This is a genomic window from Selenomonas sp. CM52 (assembly GCF_000292955.1).
Classification (GTDB): Bacteria; Bacillota; Negativicutes; order Selenomonadales; family Selenomonadaceae; genus Selenomonas.
Genome location: NZ_ALNM01000027.1, coordinates 38,052 through 60,321 on the forward strand (window position 1 = coordinate 38,052; position 22,270 = coordinate 60,321).

At 58.1% G+C, this 22,270-nt stretch carries 18 protein-coding genes, 3 tRNA genes, 1 rRNA gene, 1 CRISPR repeat array and 1 other annotated feature (1 of these 24 running past the window's edge); of the genes, 21 read left to right on the forward strand and 1 reads right to left on the reverse strand.

Translation table 11 applies throughout. The features are described from left to right. Positions 1-113, forward strand: a binding site (T-box leader); it begins 132 nt to the left of the window's first position. Positions 114-236: 123 nt separating this feature from the next. The 16 genes from HMPREF1153_RS06545 to HMPREF1153_RS06620 all read left to right on the forward strand — a co-directional run bounded on the left by HMPREF1153_RS06545 (position 237) and on the right by HMPREF1153_RS06620 (position 18,133). Next, a complete protein-coding gene (locus tag HMPREF1153_RS06545) occupies positions 237-2,897 on the forward strand; it encodes a valine--tRNA ligase (RefSeq protein WP_009646131.1) in 2,661 nt (886 codons plus the stop codon). Between the two features lie 13 nt (positions 2,898-2,910). Further along, entirely contained in the window at positions 2,911-4,206 is a 1,296-nt protein-coding gene (locus HMPREF1153_RS06550; protein WP_009646143.1) for a bifunctional folylpolyglutamate synthase/dihydrofolate synthase, read from the forward strand. Further along, positions 4,196-5,542: an O-antigen ligase family protein gene (locus HMPREF1153_RS06555; RefSeq protein WP_009646119.1), complete on the forward strand. Its 1,347-nt coding sequence runs from the start codon at positions 4,196-4,198 to the stop codon at positions 5,540-5,542. Before HMPREF1153_RS06550 ends, HMPREF1153_RS06555 begins: the two co-directional genes overlap by 11 nt. Positions 5,543-5,793: 251 nt before the next feature. Continuing rightward, complete coding sequence (locus HMPREF1153_RS06560) at positions 5,794-7,293, forward strand: acetyl-CoA hydrolase/transferase family protein (protein ID WP_009646151.1); 1,500 nt, start codon at positions 5,794-5,796, stop codon at positions 7,291-7,293. A 143-nt stretch (positions 7,294-7,436) separates the two neighbouring features. Next, positions 7,437-9,086, forward strand: a complete 1,650-nt coding sequence (locus HMPREF1153_RS06565) for an acyl-CoA mutase large subunit family protein (protein ID WP_009646138.1) — start codon at positions 7,437-7,439, stop codon at positions 9,084-9,086. Between the two features lie 87 nt (positions 9,087-9,173). Further along, a complete protein-coding gene (locus HMPREF1153_RS06570) occupies positions 9,174-9,566 on the forward strand; it encodes a cobalamin B12-binding domain-containing protein (protein ID WP_009646128.1) in 393 nt (130 codons plus the stop codon). Between the two features lie 139 nt (positions 9,567-9,705). Next, a complete protein-coding gene (meaB, locus tag HMPREF1153_RS06575; protein WP_009646130.1) occupies positions 9,706-10,644 on the forward strand; it encodes a methylmalonyl Co-A mutase-associated GTPase MeaB in 939 nt (312 codons plus the stop codon). Between the two features lie 33 nt (positions 10,645-10,677). Continuing rightward, the gene (gene mce, locus HMPREF1153_RS06580) at positions 10,678-11,100 is read left to right on the forward strand and encodes a methylmalonyl-CoA epimerase (RefSeq protein ID WP_009646173.1); all 423 of its coding nucleotides are present in this window, start codon (positions 10,678-10,680) and stop codon (positions 11,098-11,100) included. A 124-nt stretch (positions 11,101-11,224) separates the two neighbouring features. After that, on the forward strand, positions 11,225-12,754 hold the full coding sequence (locus HMPREF1153_RS06585) for a methylmalonyl-CoA decarboxylase subunit alpha (protein ID WP_009646169.1): 1,530 nt from the start codon (positions 11,225-11,227) through the stop codon (positions 12,752-12,754). A 15-nt stretch (positions 12,755-12,769) separates the two neighbouring features. After that, positions 12,770-12,913 (forward strand): hypothetical protein, encoded by a 144-nt coding sequence (locus HMPREF1153_RS12920; RefSeq protein WP_006193510.1) that lies wholly within the window; start codon positions 12,770-12,772, stop codon positions 12,911-12,913. 45 nt (positions 12,914-12,958) lie between these two features. Further along, on the forward strand, positions 12,959-13,345 hold the full coding sequence (locus tag HMPREF1153_RS06595; protein WP_009646137.1) for a biotin/lipoyl-containing protein: 387 nt from the start codon (positions 12,959-12,961) through the stop codon (positions 13,343-13,345). A gap of 375 nt (positions 13,346-13,720) precedes the next feature. After that, complete coding sequence (locus HMPREF1153_RS06600) at positions 13,721-14,563, forward strand: ankyrin repeat domain-containing protein (RefSeq protein WP_009646135.1); 843 nt, start codon at positions 13,721-13,723, stop codon at positions 14,561-14,563. Between the two features lie 198 nt (positions 14,564-14,761). Next, a CRISPR array of direct repeats spans positions 14,762-15,025; the repeat unit is 35 nt; unit sequence ATTTCAGAACACGAACCCCGAAAGGGGACGGAAAC. 15 nt (positions 15,026-15,040) lie between these two features. Further along, a complete protein-coding gene (locus HMPREF1153_RS06605) occupies positions 15,041-15,445 on the forward strand; it encodes a CRISPR-associated endonuclease Cas1 (RefSeq protein ID WP_009646124.1) in 405 nt (134 codons plus the stop codon). Next, a complete protein-coding gene (gene cas2, locus HMPREF1153_RS06610) occupies positions 15,426-15,722 on the forward strand; it encodes a CRISPR-associated endonuclease Cas2 (protein WP_009646154.1) in 297 nt (98 codons plus the stop codon). The genes HMPREF1153_RS06605 and cas2 overlap by 20 nt, the downstream gene beginning before the upstream one ends. A gap of 192 nt (positions 15,723-15,914) precedes the next feature. Continuing rightward, on the forward strand, positions 15,915-16,670 hold the full coding sequence (gene cas6 / locus HMPREF1153_RS06615) for a CRISPR-associated endoribonuclease Cas6 (protein WP_009646133.1): 756 nt from the start codon (positions 15,915-15,917) through the stop codon (positions 16,668-16,670). A gap of 95 nt (positions 16,671-16,765) precedes the next feature. Continuing rightward, a complete protein-coding gene (locus HMPREF1153_RS06620; protein ID WP_009646118.1) occupies positions 16,766-18,133 on the forward strand; it encodes an FAD-dependent oxidoreductase in 1,368 nt (455 codons plus the stop codon). A 60-nt stretch (positions 18,134-18,193) separates the two neighbouring features. Here HMPREF1153_RS06620 and larA read toward each other — a convergent pair whose 3' ends face one another. Beyond that, the gene (gene larA, locus HMPREF1153_RS06625; protein ID WP_009646148.1) at positions 18,194-19,465 is read right to left on the reverse strand and encodes a nickel-dependent lactate racemase; all 1,272 of its coding nucleotides are present in this window, start codon (positions 19,463-19,465) and stop codon (positions 18,194-18,196) included. 186 nt (positions 19,466-19,651) lie between these two features. Between larA and HMPREF1153_RS06630 the strand changes: the two genes are divergently transcribed. From HMPREF1153_RS06630 to HMPREF1153_RS06650, 5 genes are all read left to right on the forward strand, one after another. Next, positions 19,652-20,203, forward strand: a complete 552-nt coding sequence (locus HMPREF1153_RS06630; RefSeq protein ID WP_009646140.1) for a phosphoribosyltransferase family protein — start codon at positions 19,652-19,654, stop codon at positions 20,201-20,203. A gap of 105 nt (positions 20,204-20,308) precedes the next feature. Further along, positions 20,309-20,383 (forward strand) — tRNA-Gly (locus tag HMPREF1153_RS06635). Between the two features lie 74 nt (positions 20,384-20,457). Further along, a tRNA-Ile gene (locus HMPREF1153_RS06640) sits at positions 20,458-20,534 on the forward strand. A gap of 24 nt (positions 20,535-20,558) precedes the next feature. Further along, positions 20,559-20,636, forward strand: a tRNA-Arg gene (locus HMPREF1153_RS06645). Between the two features lie 598 nt (positions 20,637-21,234). Further along, positions 21,235-22,270 (forward strand): 16S ribosomal RNA (locus HMPREF1153_RS06650); the annotation flags it as partial.

The following is a 22,270-nucleotide window of genomic DNA, read 5'->3' on the forward strand; positions in this document are numbered from 1 at the left end:
TGTTCGGTGCGTAGGCGCGGGCGCGGCGGCGGCGTTATGCCTTGGAGCTGCAGGGCGTTTCGCCTTGCGGGAAGTTAGGTGGTACCACGGAAGCAGGCTCTTCCGTCCTTTCGGACGGGAGAGCTTTATTTTTTGTTTGCGGGAGGTTTATGCGGGCTGCGGGGATTTGTCTTGCGGCTGTCCGTGCTTCCTGCAGGGGACTTTTGCGTCAATGCGACATGTATGGAGGTTTTTTCATGGCAAAGGATAATATCCCGAAGGTTTATGAGCCGCAGTCGTTTGAGAAGAGATGGTACGAGTTCTGGGAGAAGAACGATCTCTTTCATGCCGAACCCGAGGAGGGAAAGAAGCCGTTTTCCATCGTGATTCCGCCGCCTAATGTGACGGGGCAGCTGCACATGGGGCATGCGCTCGACAATACCTTGCAGGACATTTTGATCCGCTGGCGGCGCATGCAGGGCTATAATACTCTTTGGATGCCGGGCTGCGACCATGCGGGCATCGCGACGCAGGCGAAGGTGGAGGCGGCGCTTCGCGCAGAGGGGACGAATCGCTACGAACTCGGGCGCGAGAAGTTCACGGAGCGCGTCTGGCAGTGGAAGGAGGAGTACGGCAGCCGCATCATGTATCAGCTCCGAACGCTCGGCTCTTCGTGCGACTGGGCGCGCGAGCGCTTCACGATGGATGAGGGCTGCTCGCGCGCCGTGCGCGAAGTTTTCGTGAGCCTTTACGAGAAGGGGCTGATCTATCAGGGGACGCGCATTACGAATTGGTGCCCGTCATGCAATACGGCACTCTCGGACATCGAAGTCGAGCACGAGACGGAAGCGGGTCATCTCTGGCATCTGCGCTATGCTTTCGAGGATGGCGAAGGCTATGTCGAGATCGCGACGACGCGCCCGGAGACGATGTTCGGCGATACGGGAATCGCCGTGCACCCCGATGATGCACGCTACAAGGAACTCGTCGGCAGGAACGTCATCCTGCCCATCGTCAACCGTCCGATTCCCATCTTTGCCGACGAGTACGTCGATCCCGCCTTCGGTACGGGTGCGGTCAAGGTCACGCCTGCGCACGATCCGAACGACTTCGAGATGGGGCTTCGTCATGATCTGCCGCAGGTGCGCGTCATAGAAAATGACGGCACGATGTCGGAAGGTCTCGGCAAGTACGCGGGACTCGACCGCTACGAGTGCCGCAAGATGCTTGTCAAAGACCTCGAAGAGGCGGGCGTTCTCGTCTCCACAGAGGAGCATGAGCACGCCGTCGGCCACTGCTCGCGCTGCCATACAACGGTCGAGCCGCTCGTCTCCAAGCAGTGGTTCGTGAAGATGGAGAGCCTCGCGAAGCCCGCGATCGAGGCGGTGCAGGACGGCCGCATCAAGTTCGTGCCCGAGCGCTTCACGAAGATCTATGTGAACTGGCTCGAAAACATCCGCGACTGGTGCATCTCGCGCCAGCTTTGGTGGGGGCATCGCATCCCTGCGTGGTATTGCGAAGACTGCAAGGAGACGGTCGTCTCGCGCGAGGACGTCGAGACCTGCCCGAAGTGCGGCGGCCACCATCTGCACCAAGATGAGGACGTGCTCGATACATGGTTCAGCTCGGGACTCTGGCCGTTCGAGACGATGGGCTGGCCTGATGCCACGCCGGAACTCAAGCAGTTCTACCCGACGAGCGTTCTCGTGACGGGCTATGACATCATCTTCTTCTGGGTCGCACGCATGGTCATGATGGGCTTGGAGTTCGGCAAGGACATCCCTTTCCGCCACGTATTCATCCACGGTCTCGTGCGCGACAGCGAGGGGCGCAAGATGTCGAAGTCGCTCGGCAATGGCATCGATCCCGTCGAGGTCATCGACAAGTACGGCGCGGACACCCTGCGCTTCATGCTCATTACGGGCAACACGCCGGGCAACGACATGCGCTTCTACTGGGAGCGCGTCGAAGCGGCGCGAAATTTCGCGAACAAGCTGTGGAATGCCTCGCGCTTCATGCTCATGAATTTGGAGGACTTCGATGCGAGCTTCACTCCGACGGCGGAGGACTATACGCTCGCCGACCGCTGGATCTTGTCGCGCTGCCAGAAGACGGCGGCGGGCGTGACGGAGAATCTGGAGAAGTTCGAGCTGGGCGAAGCGGGGCGCATGATCTACGAGTTTATCTGGAGCGAGTTCTGCGACTGGTACATCGAGTTGGCGAAAGCGCGGCTCTATGACAAAGATGCGGCGGGCGAGCGCTCGAAGAAGACGGCACAGTATGTCCTCTCGTACGTCTTGGAGCGCACGCTTCGCCTGCTGCACCCCTTCATGCCGTTCCTCACGGAGGAGATTTGGCAGCGCGTGCCGCATGAGGGCAGGAGCGTCATGATCGCGCCGTGGCCCGAGGCGGACAAGGCTCTCGTCGACGAGGCGGCGGAGCGCGAGATGGCGAGCATCATGGAAGTGATCGTGCGCATCCGTAACATGCGCGCCGAGGTTGAGGCCGCGCCGGGCAAGAGGAGCGAGGTCATTTTGCACTTCGCGGACAAGGCGCTCGCGCCCGTATTCGCCGCGCACGCCGCGTACTTCGCCGCGCTCTCGTGGGCGGAGCCTCTGACCGTCTTGGAAGACGGCGCGGCGAAGCCCGAGAATGCCATGGCGGCGATCGTCTCGGGTGTTGAGGTCTACCTGCCTCTGAGGGGGCTCATCGACGTCGAGAAGGAAAAGGCGCGTCTGGAAAAAGAATTGGCAAACCTCGTCGGCGAGGAGAAGCGCCTCGGCGGCAAGCTCGCGAACGAGGGCTTCGTCAAGAAGGCGCCGCCCGCCGTCGTGGAAAAAGAGCGCGAAAAGCTCGAAGCGGCGCGGGAGAAGAAGAAGGCCGTCGAAGAGCGCCTCGCCTATCTGGCAAAACTCTGAGGAAGGTGGGGAAATGGACTACAAGGAAAGTCTTTCTTACCTCGAAAGTCTCAACGTCTTCGGCTCGAAGCTCGGCCTTTCGCGCATCGAGCGGCTTACGGAGCTGCTCGGCCACCCCGAAAGGCGATACAGAACCGTCCATGTCACAGGCACGAATGGCAAGGGCTCAGTCAGCGCCATGACGGCGGCGATTTTGACGGAATCGGGCTTTAGGACGGGACTCTACACCTCGCCGCATCTCACTTCCTACACGGAGCGCTTCGTCATCGACGGCGAGCAGGCTAGCGAGGCAGACTTCGCGGCGGCGATCTCGGCTGCAAAAGAGGCGGCGGAGGCGATGCTCGCCGAGGGGCTGGAGCAGCCGACCGAGTTCGAGGTGCTGACGGCGGCGGCGTTCTATTATTTCGCCGAAAAGCACGTCGACTATGCCGTCATCGAGGTCGGCCTGGGCGGGCTTCTCGACTCGACGAACGTCATCATGCCCGAGGTCGCCGTCATCACGAACGTCGCCATGGAGCATGCCGACCGCTGCGGCGGCACGCTCGAAGGTGTCGCGCATCACAAGGCGGGCATCATCAAGCCGGGCGTGCCCGTCGTCACGGCGGCGGAGGGCATGACGCTCGATGTCGTGCGCCGAAAGGCCGCGGCGGAGGAAAGCGAAATCTTCGCCTATGGCGAAGATTTCCGCGCGGCCGCAGGTGCTGAGGGAATCGACTTCTCGTCGAAGGACGGCGGCGCAGCGCACTACGCGCTCGCGCTTGGCGGCGCATACCAGCGGCAGAACGCCGCGCTCGCCATTCGGACGGCGATGCTCCTCGCCGAGAAGCATCGCGCCGTCACGCACGAGACAATCGCCCGCGCCTTGAAGTCCGTCGCCTGGCCGGGGCGCTTCGAGCGCTTCGCGCTCGAAGGCGTGCGCATCGTCGTTGACGGCGCGCACAACCCGGCGGGGGCGGCGGCTCTCAAGGAGAGTCTTGACGCGGCATTCGCGGACGAGAAGCGCGTGCTGCTCCTCGGCATCTTGGAGGACAAGGACTACCGCGCGATGCTTCGGACGTTCGTGCGCGCGGACGATCGCGTCGTCATCACGCTGCCGGATTCGGCGCGCGCGGGCGACCCCGAGAACCTTGCCCGCGTCGCGCGGGAAATCACGCAGGAGGTCGAAGTCGTCCCGGCGGCGGACGCGGCGCTCTCGCGTGCGCTCGACCGAGCAGACGGACGGCGCATCCTCTGCGCGGCAGGCTCCTTATATCTCATAGGGAACTTGCGGCGTCTGCTTTTGGAGAGGGGGGCGCACCATGACGGCTAAGGACAGCCTGTCGGATTATCTTGCGGGCGGCATCTACTATGCCATCTTGCTCGAAGCCTTCCTCATTGCGCTCTCGCCGCCCCTGGCGACGGCGGCTCTGCTCCTCGGCGTCATCTTCTGGCTCGCGCGCCTCGTCGTCGACAAGGAGTGCCGTCGCTTCCGCCGCCTGCCCTACGACGTGCCTGCCGCGCTCTTCGCGCTTTTGGGCGCGGTTTCCATCTTCGTCTCGCCCGACCGCGGCTTCAGCTTCTACAACTATTATAACCTCGTCGGCGTCTACCTTCTGACGTATCTTCTGATCGGGCAGAACGTCCAGGCGTCGCAGGACATCCGCAAGATCGTCTACGCGCTCGGTCTCTCGTGCGTGCTCGTCGTGCTCTACGGCTTCTACCAGTTCGCCTTCGGCATCGACACGAGCACGATGAAGTGGGTCGACGGTGATGCCTTCCCCGAGCTCAAGAAGCGCGTCTTCTCAACGTGGGAGAACCCCAACATTCTCGCGGGCTATCTCGACGTCGCCATGTGCTTCGCCTTCGCCTTTTTCGTGAAGATGCGCGATCAACGACGGCGCATCGCGCTCGGTGCGGCGCTCGTGCTCCTGGCAGCGTGCCTCGCGATGACGTATGCACGCATGGCGTTCCTCGTCGTCGCCCTGATCTTCATCCTCTACGGTATGTTCCGCGACGGGCGCGTGCTGCTTGCGGTCGGCATCGTCGCAGGCGCGCTCTTCCTCCTCGACCCCGCGCTTCTCGACCGCGTGACGTCGGTCTTCACGCGCGTCGACACCTCGTCGGAAATGCGCCTTGCGCTGTGGGAAAGCACGCTCGCTATGATCGGCGACCATCCGTTCTTCGGCATCGGCTGGGGTGCCTACTGGATGGTCTACCCCGAATACGACTTCTACCTGCAGGGCGCGGACGTGCTCATCGTCCACGCGCACAACATGTATCTGAACTACGCGGCGGAGATCGGCGTCGTCGGCGCCGTATCCTTCCTGTGGTTCTTCTTCGGCACGATGGGGCTGGCATTCTTCTCGAAGGTGCACGACAGCGAGGGCTTCCGCCAAGGGCTGATGCTGGGGATCAGCCTCGCCTTCTTCTCCATCGCGCTGAACGGCCTCACGGACGACGTGCTCTTCAACATCCCGTCGTCGATGCTCCTGTGGCTTCTCGCGGCGCTCGCCGCCGTCACGGAGTTCGCGGGCAACGAGGAGGACGAGGCCATCGTCATGGACGAACTGGCGGCGAGGAAGCGGCAGAAGCTTCGAGAGCTTCGCCAGAGGGCGAAAGAGGGCGGCGAATCGCCTAAAAATAGCGGCGAAGAGTCCGAAAATTGACTTGACGCTAAAGCGTCGAAGTGGTATTCTTTAGCTTAGGATATAATTGTCGCATAGTAGTACGATAAGCCTCAGTTATCCCATTTTCGCGCGATAGCGAGAAGCTATCATGCGGAAACGGAAGAGGAGGGTGAGTTCGGCTGCGGCGGCAGTTCATCACTGGAAGCCCGGCTCTTCCTGCTTTCCCGGGAGAAGCGGCGGTTTCCTTAGATTACACGGGCCGGACGGCCTTGTGAGGGAGGATGTATTGAATGATTGACATCTCGGATCGCGTACGCAACAAAGACCTGCAGGCGAAGATCGTGAGCGCGGAGGAAGTGGCGGCCTTCATTAAGCCGGGCATGAGCATCGGCATGAGCGGCTTCACCGCTTCCGCTTATCCGAAGGCAATTCCGCTTGCCCTGGCCGAGCGCATGAAGAAGGAGCCCTTCACCGTTGACATCTGGACGGGCGCTTCGACTGGCCCGGAGCTTGACGACACGCTTGCCGCCGTCCACGGCATCAAGAGGCGCTTGCCGTACCAGACGGACGCCATTCTTAGGGGCGAGATCAACAATGGCTCCGTCGACTATCTCGACCTCCATCTGAGTGAGTCCGCACAGCTCGCACGCGTCGGCTACCTCGGCAAGCTCGACATCGCCATCGTCGAAGCCGTCGCCATCACAGAAGAGGGCAACATCATTCCGTCGACTTCGCTCGGCAACGCTGCCTCTTATGTGCAGCAGGCCGATGTCGTCATCGTCGAGGTCAACACGACGCAGCCGCTGGAGCTTGAGGGCATGCATGACGTCTACGTGCCGCTCGACCCGCCGAATCGTCTGCCGATTCCCATCGTGAAGGCAGATGACCGCGTTGGCACGCCGTTCATCCCGTGCACGCCGGACAAGATCAAGTACATCGTGCCGTGCGACATCAAGGATCACACGCGTGACCTCGCGCCGATCGACGAGAACTCGAAGAAGATGTCGCAGTTCACGCTCGAATTCCTCAACGCGGAGATCAAGGCGGGCCGCATGCCGAAGAACCTCTTGCCGCTGCAGTCGGGCGTCGGCAACGTCGCGAACGCCGTCATGGCGGGCTTCGTTGACTCCGACCTCGAAGACCTCACGGTCTACACCGAGGTCATCCAGGACGGCATGCTCGACCTCATCGACGCAAACAAGCTGAACTTCGCCTCGGGCACGGCATTTTCACCCTCGCCGGCGGGCATGGAGCGCTTCTACAAGGACGTCGCGAAGTACAAGAAGTACCTGCTGCTGCGTCCGCAGGAAATCTCCAACAGCCCGGAAGTTGTCCATCGCCTCGGCGTCATCGCCATGAACACGGCTCTTGAAGTCGACATCTACGGCAACGTGAACTCCACACACGTTACAGGCACGAAGATGATGAACGGCATCGGCGGCTCGGGCGACTTCGCGAGAAACGCCTTCCTGACGATCTTCTACACGCCTTCCATTGCGAAGAACGGCGCGATCTCGTCCGTCGTTCCGATGTGCTCGCATATCGATCACACGGAGCACGACGTTGACGTCATCATCACGGAGCAGGGCATCGCGGATCTGCGCGGCCTTGCACCGAGGGCACGCGCCTTGGAGATCATCAACAACTGCGTGCATCCCGACTACAAGCCGGTGCTGCTTGACTACTACAACAGAGCCGTAGAGGCCACCAAGCATGCACATACGCCGCACATCATCAAGGAAGCGCTTTCCTTCCATGAGAAGTTCATCGAAACGAAATCCATGAAATAAGGCGCAGAAAACATTTTTTGAACGGATCGGAAATCAATGGGGAAAAGGAAGCGGCTATAGACCGCTCGGACTTCCGCGGCAAAGACACGCAGGAGACGAGCGGATGCGCCCCTTTTTGCATTCCCTGACAGGAGGAAAACAATATGAGCAATGAGAAAATCCAGGCCGAGTTGGAAAAGTACGAGGCTGACCTGAAAAAGACCACCGCGAAATTCCCGCTTCGCCCGCACGTTCCCGAGCAGGGTCTCTACACGCCGCTCGACGTCGAGGGCGAGAACTACGTCGAGGATCTCGGCGTTCCGGGCCAGTTCCCCTACACGCGTGGCGTGCAGCCTACGATGTATCGCGGCCGCTTCTGGACGATGCGTATGTACGCCGGCTTCTCCACGGCCGAAGAGTCCAACAAGCGCTACCGCATGTTGATCGCGACAGGCGCGTCGGGCCTCTCGTGCGCCTTCGATCTGCCGACGCAGATCGGCTACGACTCCGACGATTCGATTTCCGAAGGCGAGGTCGGCAAGGTCGGCGTGGCGATCGATTCGCTCGCTGACATGGAGACCCTCTTCGACCAGATTGATCTCGGCAAGGTCTCGACGTCCATGACGATCAACGCCCCGGCTTCCGTGCTTCTTGCGATGTACATCGCTGTTGCTGAGAAGCAGGGTGTGCCCGCAGACAAACTCACGGGCACGATTCAGAACGATATCCTCAAGGAGTATGCGGCTCGCGGCACCTACATCTTCCCGCCGCGTCCGTCCATGCGCCTCATCACCAACATCTTCGCTTACTGCTCGAAGAACGTACCGAAGTGGAACACGATTTCCATCTCGGGCTACCATATCCGCGAAGCCGGTTCCACGGCTGCTCAGGAAATCGCGTTCACGATTTCCGACGGCATCGCCTACGTCAATGCCGCCATCGAGGCGGGACTCAACGTCGACGATTTCGCGGGCCGTCTCTCCTTCTTCTGGAACGCGCACAACAACGTGCTCGAAGAAGTCGCGAAGTATCGTGCATCCCGTCGCATCTGGGCGAAGATCATGCGCGACCGCTTCGGCGCGAAGAAGGACAAGTCCATGAAACTCCGCTTCCATACCCAGACTGCAGGCTCCATGCTCACGGCGCAGCAGCCGGACAACAACATCGTCCGCGTCGCGCTGCAGACGGCGGCAGCCGTCATGGGCGGCACGCAGTCCCTCCATACGAACTCCCGCGACGAAGCGCTCGCGCTTCCGACGGAAGAGTCCGTCTCCATCGCTCTGCACACGCAGCACATCGTTGCGCATGAGAGCGGCCTCGCTGACGTCATCGATCCGCTGGCAGGCTCCTACTATGTAGAGGCCATGACGAACCGGATCGAGAAGGAAGCGATGGAGTACATCAAGAAGATCGACGAGATGGGCGGCGCTGTCGCTGCCATCGAGAAGGGCTACATCCAGAAGGAAATCCAGGACAGTGCTTACGCCTGGCAGATGGATGTCGAGTCCGGCGCTCGCATCATCGTCGGCGTCAACAAGTATCAGAAGGAAAACGAGGAGCCGCCGAAGGACCTCCTGAAGGTCGACGCCTCCGTCGGCGAGAAGCAGAAGAAGAAGCTCGCCGAGGTCAAGGCGAAGCGCGACAACGCAGCTGTGAAGTCCGCGCTCGAAGCCCTCAAGAAGGCGTGCGAGGATGAGAAGGAAAACCTCATGCCGCACATCCTCACGGCTGTCAAGACGTATGCGACGCTCGGTGAAATCTGCGGCGTCATGCGCAGCGTCTTCGGCGAATACGAGGCTCATACGTCCCTGTAATCCGCAGGGCTTTTGGGGAAGCCGTCCGTTTTTCGGGCGGCCGCACCCTGCATTCCTTTCTCTACTTGAACTTGGAGGTAATTTCAAATGGCAAAAATCAGGGTATTGGTAGCAAAACCGGGCTTGGACGGCCATGATCGCGGCGCGAAAGTCGTCGCGCGTGCTCTTCGTGATGCAGGATTCGAGGTCATTTACACAGGTCTTCGCCAGACTCCGGAGCAGATTACGGAAGCAGCTCTGCAGGAAGACGTCGATGTCATCGCGATGAGCATCCTCTCGGGCGCTCATCCGCATCTCTTCCCCAAGGTTGTCGAGCTTGTGCGCAGCAAGGGAATGAAGGACACGCTGATCATTGGCGGCGGCGTCATTCCTGAGACGGACATCCCCGCACTCAAAGAAGCGGGCATTGCCGCCGTCTTCACGCCGGGCACGCCGACGGGCGACATCGTCGATTTCATCAACGAGCATGTGAAGAAGTAAGAGTTCGATATGGGGCTGGCAGCAGCTCGTCTGCCGCCAGCCTTGCTTTTATCCGTATCATGCGCGAAATTTCGGGAAACAACGGGCAATTCTGTGTTTTTCGAGATTTTCCGGAACAATGGCATAGGTGGTGCATTCCATGGACATAGCCAAGGAACTCCTGCAAGGAAATCGCCTCGCGCTTTCGAGAGCCATCACGGCGATCGAGAACGAGGCGGAAAATGCCATCGACATCATGAAGGCGCTCTACCCGCATACGGGTCACGCCTATGTGCTCGGCATCACGGGGCCTCCGGGCGCCGGCAAGAGCACGCTGACGGACAAGCTCGCGAACGAATACCGCAAGCAGGGCAAGACCGTCGGCGTCATCGCCATCGACCCGACCAGCCCGTTTTCGGGCGGCGCCATCCTGGGCGACCGCATCCGCATGGCGAGTCTGGCGATGGACGAAGGCGTATTCATCCGCAGCATGGGGACACGCGGCAGCTTGGGCGGCCTTTCGCACAAGACGGCGGACGCCGTCAAGGCGATGGACGCTTTTGGCAAGGACGTTATCTTTGTCGAGACCGTCGGCGTCGGGCAATCCGAGGTCGACATCGTTCGGGCAGCCGATACGACGATGGTCGTATTGATTCCCGGCATGGGCGATGACATCCAGGCCATCAAGGCGGGCGTCTTGGAGATCGGCGACGTGTTCGCCATCAATAAGGCAGATCTCGACGGCGCGGACAAGCTCGTGCGCGAGATCAACATGATGCTCGATTTGGACGGCGTGATGAAAGATTGGCGTCCGCCCATCGACAAGGTCATAGCAAACCAACAGATCGGCGTCAAGGAACTTGTCGCATCCGTCGACAAGCACCGCGCCTATATCGAGGAGAAGGGAATTCTCGCCGAGCGGCGCACGAAGCGCACGAAGGACGAGATGATCGATATCCTCGAAAGCAATATCGGCTCGTACGTCAAGAGCAAGGTTGTCGATTCGGGCAAGCTTGACGCGTTCGTCGCCGACATCAAGGAAGGCAGGACAGATCCCTACACCGTCACGCAAGACATCATGAAAAATATGCTCAAGTGACGGCAGATCTTTCTATATTAGGAGGTAATCCACATGTTCAAAGTTATGGGTGTAGACCACATCGGTATTGCTGTCAACGATCTCGACGAGGTTGGCAAGTTCTGGACGGAGCAGCTGGGCATCCCGTGCACGGGCAAGGAAGTTGTTGCCGAGCAGAAGGTCGAGACGAGCTTCAACCCGACGCCGAACGGCTCGGAGATCGAGCTTCTCGCGGCGACGGAGCCGACGAGCCCGATTGCGAAGTTTATCGAGAAGAACGGCGGCAGAGGCGGCATCCAGCACATCGCTCTTCGCGTAGACAACATCGAGAACGCGATCGCCGACCTCATGGCGAAGGGCGTGAAGATGATCGACGAGAAGCCGCGCTACGGTGCGGGCGGCGCGAAGATCGCCTTCATTCATCCGAAAGCCACGCACGGCGTCCTCCTCGAAATCTGTGAGCACGAAGACCGCTGAACCCTTGCCGCATAGCCTGCGCCTGTGCGCTTGGGATGAGCGGGAATGAAAGAGTCGGGCTTGACCGCCTGGACTTTCATAAGGTACTATATACGAGAAAGATTCGACATAGAGGAGGAAGAGTATGGCTACAGTTCAGGAAAAAATCGCCCTCATGCACGCCAAGAAGGAACATATCCAACTGGGCGGCGGACAGAAGCGCATCGACAAGCAGCATGAAAAGGGCAAGATGACGGCTCGCGAGCGCATCGAGAAGCTCTTTGACGAGAACACCTTCGTCGAGCTTGACATGTTCATGAAGCATCGCTGCACGAACTTCGGACAGGACAAGAAGGAACTGCCGGGCGAGGGCGTCGTTACGGGCTACGGCACGGTCGACGGCCGCCTTGTTTACGCTTTCGCGCAGGACTTTACGGTCGAGGGCGGCTCCTTGGGCGAGAAGCACGCGCACAAGATCTGGAAGGTCATGGATCTCTCGATGAAGATGGGTGCTCCGTGCATCGGCATCAACGACTCGGGCGGCGCACGCATCCAGGAAGCCGTTGACGCGCTTTCGGGCTATGCGGGCATCTTCTACCGCAACACGGCGGCTTCGGGCGTCGTACCGCAGATCTCCGTCATCATGGGACCGTGCGCGGGCGGCGCTGTCTACAGCCCGGCCATCACGGATTTCATCTACATGGTCAAGAACACGAGCCAGATGTTCATCACGGGTCCTGCCGTCATCAAGTCCGTCACGGCGGAAGAAGTCACGGCGGAAGCCTTGGGCGGCGCCATGACGCACAACTCGGTCTCGGGCGTTGCGCATTTCGCGGCGGAGGACGAGGATGACTGCATCCAGCAGATCCGCTACCTGCTCTCCTTCCTGCCGAGCAACAACATGGACGACGCACCGATCGTCGAGACGGGCGACGACCCGTCCCGCATGGACGAGTCCCTGAACTCGGTCATTCCCGACAACCCGAACGCGCCGTACAACATGAAGGACGTCATCCGCAGCATCGTTGACAACGGCGAGTTCTACGAAGTGCATCAGTATTTCGCGACGAACATCATCACCTGTTTCGCACGCTTCGACGGTCGCTCCGTCGGCATCATCGCGAACCAGCCGAACGTCATGGCAGGCTGCCTCGACGTCAACGCTTCCGACAAGGCGGCACGCTTCATCCGCTTCTGCGATGCGTTCAACATCCCGCTCGTCAACCTCGTCGATGTTCCGGGCTTCCTGCCGGGCGTCGGCCAGGAGCACACGGGCATCATCCGCCACGGTGCGAAGATGCTCTACGCCTACAGCGAGGCGACGGTGCCCAAGGTCACGGTCATCACGCGCAAGGCGTACGGCGGTTCATACATCGCCATGTGCTGCCGTGAACTCGGCGCAGACCAGGTCATGGCATGGCCTTCGGCTGAAATCGCCGTCATGGGCCCTGCGGGCGCTGCGAACATCATCTTCCGCAAGGATCCCGACAAGGATCAGAAGACGGCGGAGTACGTCGAGGAATTCGCTACGCCGTACAAGGCGGCGGAGCGCGGCTACGCCGACATGGTCATCGAGCCGAAGGAGACGCGCCCCTATGTCATCACGGCATTGAACGCTCTCGCCTCGAAGCGCGAAGTCGGGCCGGCGAAGAAGCACGGCAATATTCCGTTGTAATCGGGAGGTTCACTTATGCAAAACGCAAAAGACGTCAAACCTGAGGTCGCTGCGGTCATCGCTGCAGCCGTCCAGATGATGGTTGGCAATAAAGTCGTTGCCGTCAAGATCAAGCGCAACGACGCATGGGCAATGGCGGGTCGCCAGAGCATCCATTAAGAAAGACGTAAGCGAAAACAAATTGAAGACTTGGAGGAATTTACAATGAAAAAGTTCAACATCAAGGTCAATGGCACGAGCTACGAAGTCGAGGTCGAGGAAGAGAAGGTCGCAGGCGCGGCTCCGGCTCCTAAGGCTGCCGCTCCCGCCGCTCCGAAGGCCGCTGCTCCGGCTGCTCCTGCCGCTCCTGCCAAGGCAGCTGTTTCCGCTGGCGCCGGCGAAGCTTCCGTCAACGCCCCGATGCCGGGCAAGATCGTCAACGTCCTCGTTTCTGAGGGCCAGAAGGTCAACTCGGGCGATGTCCTCTTGATTCTCGAAGCCATGAAGATGCAGAACGAAATCGCTGCAACGCAGGCCGGCACGGTCAAGGCGATCAACGTCGCCGCCGGTCAGAGCGTCAAGGCTGGCGATCCGCTGGTCATCGTCGGCTAAGCTGTACGAATGGAACGAGGTTGAACCTCCGCCCTCTATTGGCGGGGGGGCTTCCTGGTCATCGTAGGTTGAGCTTGTACGAATGGAACTGCCGCACGCATTCGCGTGCGGCAGTTTTGCTTTGCTAAGAGGACGAGGCTCTGTGGTGGTGCTCTTTACAGGTGAGAATAATCTTGCTATACTTGAGCAAGAAAAGGCATCTTGCTTTTGAGGTGAAAAAAGCGTCCTCACGCGCCGCATGCTTCGGCAATGGGCAAAAGAGATGTCGGGTGTGACGCTCCGACCGAAAGCGGCGCCTTTTTGGCATCTTTGGAATTGGAATAGAACCAGTGATGCGCGGCGACCAAGCCGCCACGAAATGAAGGAGCGAATGCTGTGAAGAAATTTGTCGCCACAACCGTGGCTGCGGCCTTCCTGTTCACAGGTGTCCCTGCTGTCATCCACCCAGCAAAAGCGGAAGCGAGCGAATGGGGCAAGATTATCGGCGATGTCCTCGGCTCAATCCTCAAGGGCGGCAAGCAGGAAGGACAAGAGAAAAAGCCGGAGGAGAAGACTCGGCATGGGGAGATCAACAATCGCATCATCGAGCGAGAGCCGACGACGGATGAGAGGATGCTCTTCGTGGCGATTGAAAAAGGCGATGCCGATACCGTAGGGCGTATGCTCGACAAGGGTCTTGACATCAACGCCTACTACAATTTCAAGACCGCTACGCCTTTGTCCTGCGCAATCTACAACGACAAGCGCGAAATCATGCAGATGCTTCTTGAACGCGGCGCGGATGTGCGCGGGTATGTCACCAGTACGCGCGAATATCGCGTTCACTCTTATTTCGTGCAAGCAGCAGCAAACGGCAATCTTCCGTTGATGGAATATCTGCACAACTGGGGTGCGCCTATCAATTCCATTCAGGACGTCTATGCTATGGATCGGCGCAATGCGCTCTTGTCCATGCCATTGGGGAGAGATGGTATTGCAATCTGCCGCTACCTTGTCGAACAAGGGATAGATGTCAACTATCGTTCAAACGATGGCACGACGCCGTTGATGTATGTATCTCACACCTATACATCTTCCGAGGCAAGGCACGAGCTTCTACAGATTCTTCTCGATGCAGGAGCGGATCCTTATCGGAAAGACAAGTCGGGGCATACGGCGATTGACTACTGCCTGCTGAACAACGATTTGGAAAACGCCCAACTCTTGCAACGATATTGATACTGGGAAAAGGAAGTAGAAATCATTGTCCTTCTGCTTCCTTTATGTTATACTATAAGAGAAATCCGCGCCGCATCAACAATGACAAGGCTTGAAGCGTATTTTTTCAAAGAAATGGCGCAGAAAAGAGACAAAAAAACAGTCCGCGCCGCAAACAGCATCTTGAAGCCGCGTAAAATCAGGGATTGCAAGATGAGGATTTCAGAACACGAACCCCGAAAGGGGACGGAAACTTGTCGACCATGCGCTGAAACGCCATCTCATACGCAATTTCAGAACACGAACCCCGAAAGGGGACGGAAACGATACGCGATCGGCCATGAACATGAAGAGCAGCACGAGCATTTCAGAACACGAACCCCGAAAGGGGACGGAAACTCGTCTTCCGCCGACCAGTCATATATGGGGTAAAAACTATATAATATAATTTCAGAACATGAACCCCGAAAGGGGACGGTAGTTCTTGGAGGTGTGAGCATGAGTTTTGTCTATATCACGGAAGAGGGAGCTTATGTTCAGAAGCGCGGGGGGAATTTCGTTATCGGTCGCAACCGTGAGTGCATCATGGAGATTCCCGAGGAGGTCTTGGAGGGGCTGACTCTGATCGATCGCGTGCAGGTTTCCTCACAGGCAATGGTGGAGCTTCTTCGCTTGGGCATCCCTGTCACATGGCTGTCGCGCACGGGGGCGTTCTTCGGTCGTCTTGAATCGACGCGCCATGTGCATGTCTTTCGGCAGGAGCAGCAGATCTTGCTCAAGGGTTCGTCCTTTTATCTCGCGCTGGGACGCAAGGCGATTGCAGCGAAGGTGTATTTTCGCGCTTTGGGGCGACTCGTGCCTGAGGAGTCTGGAATGCGAGGAGATGGAGTTTGTCGCTGCTGACGAGCGCCGTTACATCGTGCTTGTAATCTACGACATCGTGGACAACAAGCGCCGCAACCGCATGGTCACGTGTGTCGAGCGCTATGGGATTCGTGTGCAGAAGTCTGCTTTTGAGGCATTTTTGAGCAAGAAAAAGTACGAGCGGCTCGTCGAGGAAACGAGCCGCTTGATTGATTTGGAGACGGATTCTTTGCGCATCTATTTGTTGGCCGATCATACGTCAGTTCGTTCATGGGGTGTGGGCGATCGTCATATCGAGGATGTCATTATTTTTTAGAATTTGCAGGAAAATCTAGGATTCCAGGACGAGGTGGGCAGGAAATTTTCTTTGGAAACAGAATATTTCCAATATAGTTCCTATGATTTCGACAAAGAGGGGAGATGAGGCTGTGGAGGATTTGTGCGAAAGAATTACGACACATGGAGTGGCATGGATTCTGGGACTTTGCCGTTCGCAGGAGGTCAATCGATGATACGTCTTTTCGAATCGGTACTCTTTCTGCCCGAGGAAGAGCGTGCGGTCAGCTCTTTCGGCTCGTTGCTGCACGGCGCTTTGATGGAGCGGCTGCCGAAGGAGTTGGTAGAGAGGCTGCACGAACAGGATATGCGCCCGTACAGTCAGAGCGTTTCGTGGGACAAGAAGGGCGGCTTCGCCCGTTGGCGCATCGGCGTCGTGGAGGAAGAGGCCGGCGAGGCGATCGGGGAGGCCTTGCGACAAGGAGATGGCATATTCCTGCGGCAGAAGGAGTATGAGGTTCGTCTGGGAGAGCGGAGGTTGTTGGCGGAAAGCTCTTTTGAGGAGATTGCCGATACGTTCTTCTTGCAGGAGGCGGCGCCCAAGGGGGCGGAGCTTTCTTTTTGCACGCCGACTTCGTTCAAGCGCGAGGGGCGCTATGTGATGCTGCCGGATTTCTTCTTGATTTGCCAGAGCCTTTTGATGCGATGGAATCGCTTCGCCAAGGAAATTTATCTCTATGATGAGGATTTGACGGAGCGGATGGCGCTGGCCTGTCAGCTTTCTAAATACGCGCTTCGTTCCGTTCCTTTTTCTATCGAAGATCATACGATTCGTGGCTTTTGCGGCACGATGCGCGTGCGGTTTTTTGGCACGGACGGCATGCGGCGGATTCTGGGAATGTTGTTTTCCTTCGCGCCTTTCGTCGGTATTGGCATCAAGACGGCACTCGGTATGGGGGCGGTCGAGACGAGGGTGTGGGAGAGGTGAAGAGCGCGGCTCTCTTTCTCTTGTCATGAGGCGCATGGTACTGTTTTGCTACGCATTTATGCGTATTTTTTATATATGAATAAGGAGGATTTTTTATGCAGGAAATGAGAGAATATCAGAATTTGATTCTTGGCTTCGGCAAGGCGGGCAAGACTTTGGCAGGGCTTCTGGCAAAGCGCGGCGAGTCTGTCGCGCTTGTCGAACGTTCGAAGGAACGCTACGGCGGCACTTGCATCAATGTCGCCTGCATCCCGTCGAAGTCACTTGAGTACAGTGCGCGGCTTTCTGCTGCGGCGGGCGGCGACTTTGCGGCGAGGGCGGCGCGCTATCGGGCGGCAATCGCTGAAAAGCGGCGTCTGACGGCGATGCTCCGCCAGAAGAATTACGAGAAGGTCACGGCGGCGGGAGCGGAGGTCATCGACGGAGAGGCTTCCTTCCTCGATGCGCATACGGTGCGCATTGTGACGGAGACGGGAGAAAGAATCGTGCGCGCCGGGCGCATCTTCATCAATACGGGCGCGGCGCCCTTCGTGCCGCCGATTCCGGGGCTTAAGGAGAGTGCGCATGTCTATACGAGCGAGGGAATGATGGAGCTTGACAAGCTGCCTGAAAAGCTTGTCATCATTGGCGGCGGCTACATCGGTTTGGAGTTTGCATCCTACTATGCAAATTTCGGTTCTGACGTCACGGTCGTGCAGGATACGGCGGAATTCATTCCGCGTGAGGACAAGGAAATCGCTGCTTGCGTGGAGAAAGTGCTTGAAGAGCGCGGCATATCGATCATGAAGAGCGCGAAGGTGCTCGGTGTCAAGGATGAGGACGGCGGTGCTGTGCTCACGGTCGAGGCGGCTGGAAGTGAGCGTCGGCTCGCCGCGGACGCCGTTCTCGTTGCGACGGGCAGACGGCCTGAGCTTGCCGCTTTGCAGTTGGAAAAGGCAGGCGTAAAGCTTTCGGAGCGCGGTGCGGTCGCGGTCGATGAGAAACTGCGGACGACGGCAGAGCATATATGGGCGATGGGCGACGTCGCGGGCAGTTTGCAGTTCACGTACATCTCGCTCGATGATTTCCGCATCGTCAAGGATACGCTGTTCGACAAGGGCGAACGCACGACGAAGAACCGCGGCGCCGTGCCTTATTCGGTGTTTCTTGACCCGCCGCTTTCTCGCGTGGGCATGACGGAGGAGGAAGCGCGAGCCGCAGGCTTCGAGGTCGCCGTGCGCAAGCTTGCTGTTGCCGCTATCCCGAAGGCGCAGGTGCTGCGAAAGCCCGCGGGGTTGTTGAAGGCGGTCATCGATGCAAAGACGGACAAGATCTTAGGGGCGCATCTCTTTTGCCCGGAGTCGCAGGAAATGATCAATATCATAAAGCTCGCCATGGATGCGGGCATCACGGCGGGTACGCTGGCGGATGCTGTTTACACGCACCCGACGATGACGGAGGCGTTCAACGATCTTTTCGCTTGAATGAAAAATAGGCAACAAAAAAGGCTGCGCAAGCAGCCTTTTTTGTTGCCAAGTGTCTTTTCAGCGCACGATGACGGAAACGCCGTCGGGGATGACGGTGACTTTTGCGTCCTTGCCTTTGATCTCGAAGGCGCGCTTCAAGGCCTCGTCGAAGGTCAGCGCGTGCTCCATGTGCATGTCGCGAATCATCTGCGGATCGCAGAGATCCGTGACCATGATGACGGTGAAGCGGTCGAGGATGCGCGCGAGGATCTGCATCTCCCACTGGTCGGGCAGCGTATTTTCCTGCGGCGTTGCTTCGATTTGATCGAGCAGTTCGCGCGGCGTCTTTGCGGCCTTCAAGGTCTTATAGAAGGATTCGCCGCCGTGACCGTCGTTGCAGGCTGCGACCATGATGATGACACCGCCCTCGTTGCAGTTCGCCTCGGCCGCCGTCATGCCCTTGACTGCCTGATAGATGTTCTGGTCGAGCGGGTAGCCGCCGTTCGTCGATACGACGATGTCAGACGGGTTGCGCTTGATTTCGGCGAGTGTGCGCACGTAGTCGCAGCCCGTGACGTGCGCTTCCTGGCTGTCGCCGGCAAAGGCGGCGATGACTTCCTTTTCCGCATTGATGACGACGTTCAGAATGAAGGCGAGCTTCGCTTCCTTCGCCGCGTGGAGCATGTCGCGATGGATGGGGTTGCCGTCGAGGATGCCCGTGCGCGCCTTGTCACTCTTGATAAATTTGCTGCAGTGATTCGCCATGACCGTCTTGGCGGAAGCGATGCCGGGCAGGATCGCCTTGCGGCCGCCCGAGAAACCTGCGAAGAAGTGCGACTCGATGAAACCTTCGGCGATGAGCAGATCGGTGTCGATGGCCGCGCGGTTGATGAGCAGCTTGCCGCCGGACGGCAGGAGGCCGAGATCCGCCATCGCCGCGTCGTCCTGCGAATCGTGGATGATGATCTTTTCGTTCTTGACGATGTCCTCGCCGAAGCGGTCGACGAGTTCTTCATGCGTCGTCGCGCGGTGGAAGCCCGTCGCGATGAGGATTGAGATGTCGATCTCGGGATTCGCCTCGCGAATGCGGCGCAGGAGGATCGGCATCGTCACGCGGCTCGGCACGGGACGCGTGTGGTCGCTCGTGATGATGACCATGCGCTTCTTTCCCTTGACGAGTTCTTCGAGCTTCGGACTGCTGATCGCGTTATCGAGTGCGCGCTCGACGATTTCCGCCTGTGTGCCCGGCTGTTCCTTGCCCTCGGGGTGCGATTCGAGTACGCCGAGGAAATTTTTGTCCGGCACCTCGATCGTCATCTTGCCCTTGCTGTAAGGAATTTTCAACTGCATTATTCCACGCTCCTTTTGTATTGTTTATGTCTTAGCAGGTCTTATTATATCATAGAGGGAATCGCTTGGGCAATGAAAGGAATTGCGCTTGCGAGAAAATTCCATTATAATGAAGGCATGCAGAAGAGTGCGGGATATGTGCGCTCCCTGCGCTGGGATACGAGAAGGACGGAGGGCTTTTGAACGATGGCACAGAGATTTCATACTTTGGAAGTGGCGGGCGTCCGCAGGGAATTGCCGATCTTGAACGTGACGGATGAGCTGGCGATCGCGGGCTTCATCATGCTCGGCGACGTCGAGCTTACGGATGCCTGTGCAAAGGCTTTGGCTGAGAAGGTACCGAAGGAGACGGAAGTTCTCCTGACGGCAGAGACGAAGGGGATACCGCTCGCGGCGGAGCTCGCACGCTGTCTCGGCATGAAGCGCTACGTCGTCGCGCGCAAGTCGGTCAAGGCGTACATGGAGGATGCCATTTGGGTCGAGGATCGCTCCATTACGACGAAGGGCGTGCAAAAGCTCTGCCTCGACGGTGTGGACAAGGCGCGCATTGCAGGGAAGAATGTGCTGCTTCTCGACGATGTGGTGTCGACGGGCGGCTCGATGAAGGCGCTGACGGAGCTTGCAGGCAAGGCGGGCGGCAAGATCGTCGGCGAAGCGTGCGTGTTGGCGGAGGGCAAAGCGGCAGAGAGGAAGGATTTGATCTTCTTGGAGGCGCTGCCGCTTTTCGATGCGAAATGAGCGGGAGAGTTGCGAAAAGCATCAGAAAGGGTATTGACAAACGAGGCGAGAGCCGCTAGAATATAGTCTGTCAGTCAGCGCGTGCGTGTGCGGCGGGCAAATCAAGCGGAAGTAGCTCAGTGGTAGAGCACCACCTTGCCAAGGTGGGGGTCGCGAGTTCGAGCCTCGTTTTCCGCTCCATTTGCTTTTGAGATCTCGCAACGCTTTTGCAGGTTGCGAGAATTTCTTTCCCCAAATTGAGGGATGGCTTCTCCGGGCCTATAGCTCAGTTGGTTAGAGCATCCGGCTCATAACCGGTCGGTCCCAGGTTCGAGTCCTGGTGGGCCCACCATGCTTCATGCAGGGGAGATAACATGTCCTGGTAGCTCAGTTGGATCAGAGTATTTGACTACGAATCAAAGGGTCGGGGGTTCGAGTCCCTCCCAGGACACCATTTTCAGCACAAAAGATTTTCTAAAAGAAAGTCGAAAAGGTGTTGACAAGCAGGAAGGAATCCTGTATCATTGTACAAGTCGCCGTAAGGCGGCAAGTGAGGAATCAAAGCGAGTGCAAAAGTTTCGCTTAGCAAGATCGTTCTGGCGAACGGGCAGTGAAAAAAGCGCTTGACAAGATGAACTCCATGCGATACAATGACAAAGCCGATTCTTCGGAACGGCAATGAACCGAAGTAATTCGGTGGTGTTCCTTGAAAACTAAACAATGCAGAAATGAATCATCTATATGATTCAAGCCAGATGTCCATCAAGAGAAATCTTGATGAAACATCGATTGTGAACTACAAAAGCAATCGACAATTTCTTTATGCGGTTCGAAAGAATCGTATCCAAAGATAAAAAGAGCCAATCAACGGCTCTCTGCAAACTGAATGCAAGTTTCTCCGCGTCCAACATAATCATGTTGGATGCAGAGAAAAAACGCAGGGATTTTTGTGCCAGACAAGGAACGGCGAAGCAACGTCCCGGAAGCGTACTCGCGTACGCTGAGGACACGTTGCGAAGCCGTGACGCAATATGGCGCAAAAAGACCAAGTTTTTTCGGAGAGTTTGATCCTGGCTCAGGACGAACGCTGGCGGCGTGCTTAACACATGCAAGTCGAACGGGAACCTTTATTTCGGTAAAGGTGAGAGTGGCAAACGGGTGAGTAACACGTAGGCAACCTGCCGACAGGATGGGGACAACATTCCGAAAGGAATGCTAATACCGAATGAAGTCACCGGAGGGCATCCTCTGGTGATGAAAGATGGCCTCTGAATATGCTATCACCTGTCGATGGGCCTGCGTCTGATTAGCCAGTTGGCGGGGTAACGGCCCACCAAAGCGACGATCAGTAGCCGGTCTGAGAGGATGAACGGCCACATTGGGACTGAGACACGGCCCAGACTCCTACGGGAGGCAGCAGTGGGGAATCTTCCACAATGGGCGAAAGCCTGATGGAGCAACGCCGCGTGAGTGAAGAAGGTCTTCGGATCGTAAAGCTCTGTTGCACGGGACGAAAACCGAGCTTGAAAACATTGAGTTTGGGTGACGGTACCGAGCGAGGAAGCCACGGCTAACTACGTGCCAGCAGCCGCGGTAATACGTAGGTGGCGAGCGTTGTCCGGAATTATTGGGCGTAAAGGGAGCGCAGGCGGACATATAAGTCCATCTTAAAAGTGCGGGGCTCAACCCCGTGAGGGGATGGAAACTGTATGCCTTGAGTGCAGGAGAGGAAAGCGGAATTCCCAGTGTAGCGGTGAAATGCGTAGATATTGGGAGGAACACCAGTGGCGAAGGCGGCTTTCTGGACTGTAACTGACGCTGAGGCTCGAAAGCCAGGGGAGCGAACGGGATTAGATACCCCGGTAGTCCTGGCCGTAAACGATGAATGCTAGGTGTAGGAGGTATCGACCCCTCCTGTGCCGGAGTTAACGCAATAAGCATTCCGCCTGGGGAGTACGGTCGCAAGACTGAAACTCAAAGGAATTGACGGGGGCCCGCACAAGCGGTGGAGTATGTGGTTTAATTCGACGCAACGCGAAGAACCTTACCAGGGCTTGACATTGAGTGAAAGAGCTAGAGATAGCTCCC